This window comes from Dactylosporangium darangshiense (assembly GCF_039537565.1).
Classification (GTDB): domain Bacteria; phylum Actinomycetota; class Actinomycetes; order Mycobacteriales; family Micromonosporaceae; genus Dactylosporangium; species Dactylosporangium darangshiense.
This window is the reverse complement of the sequence record NZ_BAABAT010000080.1, coordinates 22720-30207: the sequence shown is the minus strand read 5'-3', so window position 1 is coordinate 30207 and position 7488 is coordinate 22720. Positions and strand designations below refer to the sequence as shown.

Annotated in this window: 6 protein-coding genes; 1 reads left to right on the top strand and 5 read right to left on the bottom strand. The window is 67.9% G+C overall.

The annotated features are described in order from the left end of the window. The 4 genes from ABD901_RS55495 to ABD901_RS55480 form a co-directional block, all read right to left on the bottom strand. Nucleotides 1–423 (bottom strand): IS110 family transposase (locus ABD901_RS55495; protein WP_345143819.1); only part of this gene is annotated, 423 nt, incomplete at its 3' end. Between the two features lie 134 nt (nt 424–557). Next, nucleotides 558–1028 carry a hypothetical protein gene (locus ABD901_RS55490; RefSeq protein ID WP_345143816.1) on the bottom strand — a complete coding sequence of 157 codons (471 nt, stop codon included), beginning with the start codon at nt 1026–1028 and terminating at the stop codon, nt 558–560. 138 nt (nt 1029–1166) lie between these two features. Further along, a complete protein-coding gene (locus ABD901_RS55485) occupies nt 1167–1790 on the bottom strand; it encodes a hypothetical protein (RefSeq protein ID WP_345143814.1) in 624 nt (207 codons plus the stop codon). Between the two features lie 175 nt (nt 1791–1965). Continuing rightward, complete coding sequence (locus ABD901_RS55480; protein WP_345143811.1) at nt 1966–2886, bottom strand: LysR family transcriptional regulator; 921 nt, start codon at nt 2884–2886, stop codon at nt 1966–1968. A 21-nt stretch (nt 2887–2907) separates the two neighbouring features. Between ABD901_RS55480 and ABD901_RS55475 the strand changes: the two genes are divergently transcribed. Further along, nucleotides 2908–3615, top strand: a complete 708-nt coding sequence (locus tag ABD901_RS55475; protein ID WP_345143808.1) for an SDR family oxidoreductase — start codon at nt 2908–2910, stop codon at nt 3613–3615. Between the two features lie 1286 nt (nt 3616–4901). On the opposite strand, the gene ABD901_RS55470 is transcribed toward ABD901_RS55475, so the two are convergent. Next, nucleotides 4902–7421 carry an ATP-dependent Clp protease ATP-binding subunit gene (locus tag ABD901_RS55470; RefSeq protein ID WP_345143805.1) on the bottom strand — a complete coding sequence of 840 codons (2520 nt, stop codon included), beginning with the start codon at nt 7419–7421 and terminating at the stop codon, nt 4902–4904. Nucleotides 7422–7488: the final 67 nt, after the last annotated feature.

Here is a 7488-nt window from a genome sequence, read left to right as displayed (position 1 = left end):
GGGGATCAGCTCCAGCAGCAGGCGGTGGATCCGGCTGACCGTCTGGGTGCGGGCTCGGCCGAGTTCGTCGCGGCGGTCGACCAGCAGTCGCAGCGCGACCGTGGCGTCGTCCGCGGCCACTGCGCGCAGGCCGGGGCTTCGCAGCCCGGCCACCGCGACACTGTGCGCGTCGGCCGGGTCGGTCTTGCGGCCCTGCCCGGTGTCGAATACCCGCACCCGCGTGGCCAGCTTCGCGGGCAGGTCCAGGACCGGCTCACCGTCAGCGACCAGGCGCTGCGCGATGTGCCGGCCGATTCCGCCACACCCCTCGATCGCCCACACCCGATCGCTGAACCGGCGGCCGGCCGCGAGCATCTCCCGGTAGCCGACACGGTCCGTGCCATACCGTCCTGCGCGAGACGCGTTCGCCAGCACTCGATCCATCGTGACAGCGAGTAGTCGAGCTTCCCGCGGCAGGGCATCCGACTCTGCTTGATGAGCGTGCACGTGATCTTGTCTCATTGGACGTCGTCGGCCGCGTCCAGTGCACCATCGTCTGCGGTCACGCGCCCCCATGCCTACAACTCGCGCCACTCTCCCAGATCACTGGGCGATTCTGTGCGGATGAAGCTCCGCACACGGTCCCACGCACGATCGACACCCAGGACGAAGTCACCAGTGAACCCTTTCAGGTCGTCGATGATCGGGACCTCAACCACGTCAGCCAGTGGGACGGTGCCGTCTCCTGCGAGAAGAGGCACCTGGTCGGCACTGGTGAAGAGATGAACGACCGCGTAATCGTCTCGGAACGCTAAGGTCAAAACTGGATAATTCCGGTCCAGCAACCGAAGTTCGAGATAGCCCTGACCGTGGGAACGCAGTTCGTTGAAGCGTTCCGACAAGTCCACCACGTCCGAACGTGTCTCAACTGGGGAGAACCGTCCCGAGACGGGTGAGGTCATCGCCCACACAACAGGCGCCCGGCTCACGGACACGGCCCCCATGATCTCCTTCTCCTCGGCGTTCAAGTCGACTTCGGCTGGATCCATGCGGGAATGGTAGGTGTCGACAATCGGCCGGGCGCATCGTCAGGTCGCAACGCACAAGCGCCGGTTGGAGCCATGATCGGTTTCGCGCTCATGCCGCCGAGCGCGCGTGATTGGCGGCGGGCCGGTCAGCGCCGGAATCTACCGCGGACGCGTGTCTGACAGCGGCGTCTCACCAAGGACTCCAGGGGCGGACCTGCCGATCCGCTGTTCGCGCACCCGGACCATCATCGTGAGGCCGAGCTGGTACGCAAGATGGTTGAGTCGAACCATCTCGGCGTTGGCGTCATCAACCGCACCCTCGTCAACGGGTCCGCTAGCATCGGAGTTCCCAGCCCGGCGGAGCAGGTCTTCGAGACTGCGCCCCGCTTCGCTGAACGCCTCGTACACCACCTGATCAAGAAAGTCGCGGACGTCTTTGCCGAAGTAGGCCCCGACGACTGCCAAACGCGCATTGAGCTGGTCGTTCCACTCAAGCAGCACCTCATCGTAGTCACGCAGCCGACTGTCGAGCATCTCGCGTGTGATCCGGCCATTGGAACGGCCGTTGATCGCCCACAGCAGCCGCTGCATCCGGTACAGCCGCTTGTCGACCAGGCTTGTCATCCGTTGGCACACGTCGCTGGCCTTCTGGCGTTCCTCCTCTCGCAGCCGGGCAGCATTCTGGTATTGCCATGACCGGTGCTGGAGAAAACTCGCGAAGAGGCCCCCGATAACCGTAGTGAGCACGAAGCCGAGCAGGATCGGCAACAGGTTGGCCCACACGTCACTGCCTTCCTCTTCGCAAGTCGCGCCTGCCGATGCGGGGCGTCACTCACCCTACGTGTGAAGCCGACCCGTGAGCGTCCGCAACGTGACTCAGCCGGCGGCACCCATTGTTGCTGCGCGGATCTGCCGAAGAGCGCGCACTCGATCATGCCGACGGCGGTGCGCGACCCCGTCAGGCGGCCGGGTAGCGCTCGGCCAGCGCGGCGAACTCAGTTACCAGCGCACTGCGGCGGCTGGCCTGCCATGCCAGGCAGACGCGGTTGTCCGAAATGTCATCGATGCGGACGTAGGCCAGGTCTGGCCGGGTGTAGAAGCGGGCGGTGGACAGCGGCAAGACGACCAGACCCCGCCCGGCTGCGACGTGCTCGAGTTTCTCCTCAACGGCGAGGATTGGGGACGTCTGCGGGGGCCGGCCGGGCGTGCGCAGTTCGGTGGCGATGTCCCGCCACTCCGGCACGACGTCGGGGTCCTGCAACAGGTGCTCGTCGGCAAGCTCGGCGACGCCGGTCGACTCCTTGCCCGCCAGCCGGTGCTCCCGCGGCACGACCACCACCCGCGGCTCAGTGAACAGGGGTCGCACGGTCAGCCCCCGCTGGTCGACCGGCAGTCGCAGGTAGCTGACGTCGGCCCGCCCGTCGTGCAGCACCTCGGTCTGCTCCAGCCAGGTTGAGCGCAGCACGTCGACGACCAGCCCGGGGTGTGCGTCGGCCAGCTGTCGGACCGCCTCGGTCACGATCAGGCCAGGCATGAACGCAACCACGAACCTGTGCCGTCCGCGCGCCGCCAGCGCGACCCGGCGGCGCAGCGCCCCGGCCGCTTGGAGCAGCGGCACGGCTTCGGCGAGCAGCTGGTGCCCGGCGTCGGTGAGTTCGGCGCCGCGCCGATCCCGGGCGAATAGCTCGGCATGCAGTTCGCGCTCCAGCGCCCGGATCTGGCGGGACAGCACGGGTTGGGCGATGTGCAGCTCGAGCGCCGCCCGGCCGAAGTGCAGGTGCCGGGCGACGGCCACGAAGTAGCGCAGTTTGCGCAGGTCGACATCGTTGATACCACCAGGGTATGACAGGCCACCGAAGAGGTCTTGGACGCCCGGCACACCGCGACGCAGCGTTGAGGCATGAATTTCGACAATCAGCGCGTGGTGGTCCTGGGCGGTACCTCGGGCATCGGGTACGCGACAGCGGAAGCCGCCAGTGCCCGCGGAGCATCGGTCGTCGTGGTCTCGCGGTCGCCGGAACGGATCGCGGCGGCGGCGAACCGCCTCGGTGTGCCTGGCCACGTCGCCGACCTGGCCGACTCCACCGCGGTGGCGAGCGTCCTCGCCGACCTCGGCCGCATCGACCACGTCGTTTACACGGCCGGTGAGCCGCTGTCGTTGATGCCTCTCGTCGACTTCGACCTCGACCGCGCGCATAGCTTCTTCGAGCTGCGCTACTTCGGCGCACTGGCGGCCGTGCGTGCGGCGCTGCCGTACCTGCGGCCGGGTGGTTCCATCACGCTGACCACGGGTACGGCGGGAGACCGACCCACGCCGGGATGGTCCGTGGCCGCGAGCATCTGCGGGGCGGTCGAGTCGCTCACCAGGGCGCTCGCGGTCGAGCTGGCCCCGATCCGGGTGAACGCCGTCAAGCCCGGCGTCACCCGCTCACCGATGTGGGGTGCCGGCGAGGCGGCTGACCAGTTGTACACCGAGACCGCGAAAGCCGTGCCGCTGGGCCGACCGGGCGAGGTCACCGACGTGGCCGAGGCCATGCTCTATCTGATGGGGCAGGCCTACACCACCGGCACGATCCTGCCGGTGGAGGGCGGGGCGCTGCTGGCGTAGGGCGCCGCGCCGTTGCCGCACACCGTCCGGCTTGCCCTGGGGACGGTAGACACGGCGGCCACGCAAATAATACGCGCACATGCCGCCGGTCGCGCGCGGCAGCAGTTCAGGATCGCCGAAGCGGCGCACGCACATGCCGATGAGCTCGCACGTGATCGTGGTCCTCGGAGAACGATGTTGAAGGTCACCAGGGCCAGTCGTCCTCCAACTCGTCAGCCCCTTCCCCGGGCCAGACGGCGAATGCCTGGCCCGCCGACTCGTCGAACACCAACTGAGGGCGGACCGCAAAGACTCCATCACACCAAACTGCCTGCGGGCCATCATCGAATCAGCCACCGTCAACTCTCAACAGCCCTTCCAGTGGGCCAGCGCAGTGCGCGTTGCACGGGCAGGCACTTCGTCCCGAACTAAGTGCAAGCACTCCTCCGGCCTGCTGATTCGTCTACTTGCGCTGCTCGCGGCCGTGGTCGGCATCGGTCTGGCGTGGTGTTCGGCGGCCGTTCGAGGCGCGTTTGCCCCCGAGCTGCCCCCGGGCGCCTGGTCCTGGTCGACGTCGTCGGCGGGTTCTACCGCAACACACGTCGCGGCTGGAGTGGCATCCCGTCGCGCACTTCGCCCGGTCGGGCCGCGCCTGCCGGCGCCAGGCTCGCCGGAGGCGACCGCGAAGCGGCTTGGCCTGGCGAGGGCAGGTGTGGTCTGGCTGCCTCTGGTGTGCGGCGGGAGGCCGCGGCGGTCGCAGGTTCCCGGCGGTTCGCGACGACCGCGTCTTCGACGGTGCGAACGCGGCCCTCGCTGCTTGTGCCGACGCTGGTGCGGTCCTCCAGGATCGTGTTCACCAGGCCCAGGCGGGTCTTGCGGGGACTCTGGATCCGCCCCGCCCCCGCAGCGGCGGACCCACTACGGTCTTCGACCGCGCCGGGTCGGGCGGCCGACGGGTGGCCGGAAGGCGGGTGACCGACACGTCGTCCACGCCATCCTGACGTGCGAGTTCGAGCTCGACGGATTGCTGCGGCCAGCGCGCATCGCAGCAGTACCGCACGCGCCCGTTCGGCCGCGAGCGCAGCTCCCGGCAGCCACGCCGGGCTGCTAACACCCGCTGCTGACCACCCAGGAGAACCCCGTGGGTTGCGCCCTCGTTTGCCGACCAGGAGCTTGGGACCGCCGGGCCGACCCGAGACAGGTGGCCGGCGCGAGCGGGCCGATGTACCCCAGCAGCCCTTCCGCACTATCAGGGCCAGACGTGCGTCACACCGACTCGCCGACGCCTCACTATTGGCGGCCACGCCCTATGCCGTGTGTGCGCCCACCGTTGGTGCGGCGCTGGGGCCCGGCTTGGCGAGGATGCGGAAGACGAGTTTGGACGTGCCGCTGTCTCGTGGGTCACCTTCGCAGTCGACGACCACGATCTGGCCAGGCTTGAGCTCGTTGAACAGTACCCGCTCGGACAGGGCGTCCTCGATCTCGCGCTGGATCGTGCGGCGCAGCGGCCGCGCGCCGAACATCGGGTCGAAGCCGTTGTTCGCCAGGAATTTCTTGGCGTTCTCCGTGAGCTTCAGAGCCATGTCTTTGTCGCGCAGCTGGGTCTCGATCCGGGAGATCATGATATCGACGATCTGCAGCAGCTCCGGTTGGGTCAGCTGGTGGAAGACGATCGTGTCGTCGATGCGGTTGAGGAACTCCGGGCGGAAGTGCTGCTTCAGCTCGTCGTTGACCTTCTGCTTCATCTGCTCGTAGTTGGACTCGTTGTCCTCCGACGCCTGGAAGCCCAGGGACACGGCCTTCGCCACGTCGCGGGTGCCCAGGTTTGTGGTCAGGATGATCACAGTATTCTTGAAGTCCACGATGCGACCCTGACCGTCGGTGAGCCGACCGTCCTCGAGGATCTGCAGCAGCGTGTTGAACACGTCCGGGTGGGCCTTCTCGATCTCGTCGAAGAGAACCACCGAGAACGGCCTCCGCCGGACCTTCTCTGTCAGCTGGCCACCCTCGTCGTACCCCACGTAGCCAGGAGGAGCGCCCACCAGACGCGAAACGGTATAGCTGTCGTGGAACTCGCTCATATCCAGCTGGATCAGTGCGTCCTGCGAACCAAACAGAAACTCCGCCAGCGCCCTGGACAGCTCCGTCTTCCCCACGCCGGAGGGGCCGGCGAAGATGAACGAGCCGGACGGGCGCTTCGGGTCCTTCAAGCCCGCCCGCGTCCGCCGAATCGCCCTCGACACCGCTTTGACCGCGTCCTCCTGGCCGACGAGGCGCTTGTGCAGCTCGTCCTCCATGCGCAGCAGGCGGGCCGTCTCCTCCTCGGTCAGCTTGTACACCGGGATGCCAGTCCAGTTCGCCAGGACCTCGGCGACCTGCTCGTCATCAACCTCCGAGACGGCGAGGTCGCCGATCTTCCATTCCCTCTCGCGCTGCGCCTTCTGGCCGAGCAGCTGCTGTTCCTTGTCCCGCAGCTGCGCGGCGCGCTCGAAGTCCCGCGCGTGGATCGCCGACCCCCTGTCGCGGCGCACCAGGACGATGCGCTCGTCGAAATCGCGCAGGTCCGGCGGAGCGGTCATCCGGCGGATCCGCATCCGCGCGCCGGCCTCGTCGATCAGGTCGATCGCCTTGTCCGGCAGGTAGCGGTCGGAGATGTAGCGGTCGGCCAGAGTAGCCGCCGCGACCAGCGCCGCGTCGGTGATCGTCACCCGGTGGTGCGCCTCGTAGCGGTCCCGCAGCCCCTTGAGGATCTCGATGGTGTGCGCCAGCGACGGCTCACCCACCTGGATTGGCCGGAAGCGCCGCTCCAGTGCCGCGTCCTTCTCCAGATGCTTGCGGTACTCATCCAGGGTGGTCGCGCCGATGGTCTGCAGCTCACCACGGGCCAGCATCGGCTTCAAGATGGACGCGGCGTCGATTGCGCCCTCCGCGGCACCCGCACCGACGAGCGTGTGGATCTCATCGATGAACAGGATGATGTCACCACGCGTGCGGATCTCCTTGAGGACCTTCTTCAGCCGCTCCTCGAAGTCACCGCGGTAACGGGAACCGGCGACCAGGGCGCCCAGGTCGAGCGTGTAGAGCTGCTTGTCCTTGAGCGTCTCGGGCACGTCGCCCTTGACGATGCGTTGGGACAGACCCTCGACCACGGCGGTCTTGCCCACGCCGGGCTCGCCGATGAGGACCGGATTGTTCTTGGTACGGCGGGACAGCACCTGCATGACCCGCTCGATCTCCTTCTCCCGGCCGATGACTGGGTCGAGCTTGCCCTCACAGGCGGCGAGGGTGAGGCTGTGTCCATACAGCGACAACGCCGCGCTCAGCGCCGGCGCGGCCGCACCCGAGGCGCCCGCAGGCGCGCCGGCCCCGGCCTGCGCCGGCTGCCCGCCCTGACCCCCGGACAGGAACTGCAGCACCGCCTGGCGCACCGCGCTCTGCTCTACGCCGAGCCGCATCAGGACCTGGGCGGCCACGCCCTCACCCTCGCGGGTCAGACCCAGCAGAATGTGCTCGGTGTCGATGGAGGTGTGGCCCAGCAGCAGCGCCTCCCGCAACGACAGCTCCAGCACCCGCTTGGCGCGCGGCGTGAACGGAACTGACCCGGCCAGTTCCAGCACGCCCCGGCCGACGATCTCCTCCACCTGCTCCCGGACAGCGTCGCGGGAGATGCCCAAGCTCTCCAGCATCTTCGCCGCAACACCCTCACCTTCACGGACCAGGGCGATCAGGAAGTGCTCGGTGCCGATGTAAGCGTGGTTGAGCATCCGGGCTTCTTCCTGAGCCAGGACGACAACGCGACGCGCTCGATCAGTAAACCGCTCGAACATGGACCATCACGGACCTTCACCACACAACGTAGCGCGACTGCGGCGAGCCGCCGCGGATGCCGCTGGA

Bases quoted from the DNA above. Each gene is read 5' to 3' on its own strand.
- ABD901_RS55470 (WP_345143805.1), bottom strand. From the start codon at position 7,421: ATGTTCGAGCGGTTTACTGATCGAGCGCGTCGCGTTGTCGTCCTGGCT.
- ABD901_RS55490 (WP_345143816.1), bottom strand. From the start codon at position 1,028: ATGGATCCAGCCGAAGTCGACTTGAACGCCGAGGAGAAGGAGATCATG.
- ABD901_RS55475 (WP_345143808.1), top strand. From the start codon at position 2,908: ATGAATTTCGACAATCAGCGCGTGGTGGTCCTGGGCGGTACCTCGGGC.